Source organism: Pseudomonas baltica (assembly GCF_014235765.1).
In the GTDB taxonomy this organism is placed as follows: domain Bacteria; phylum Pseudomonadota; class Gammaproteobacteria; order Pseudomonadales; family Pseudomonadaceae; genus Aquipseudomonas; species Aquipseudomonas baltica.
In genome coordinates, this window is the sequence record NZ_JACMYH010000027.1 from 1 (window position 1) to 309 (window position 309).

General features: G+C 62.1%; 1 protein-coding gene. It reads left to right on the forward strand.

Translation table 11 applies throughout. The annotated features are described in order from the left end of the window. The coding region (locus H7993_RS20710) for an immunoglobulin-like domain-containing protein (protein WP_185795507.1) at window positions 1-309 on the forward strand (309 nt) is incomplete at both ends.

A 309-nucleotide genomic window follows, 5' to 3' on the forward strand; every position in this document is an offset into this window, starting at 1 on the left:
ACCAACGTCGTACTGACCGCCACCGTCCCTGCGGGCGGCGCCTTGGAAAACGGCACCATCCTCTATACCGCCACCGTTGGCGCGACAGTGACTAACTCCCCTGTCGTCGTCACTCTGTCGAACGGCCAGACCATCACCATCGGTGTGGGCGAAACCAGCGGCACCGTTTCCTTCCCTCTGGGCAACGATGTCTACAACGGCGCTGACACCGTTAGCACTGCCATCACCGGCGTAACCGGTGGTGACTTCGAACAGCTCACCCCGAACACCACTCCGGTCGTGACGCCTGTAGGCGACAGCATCGACGTC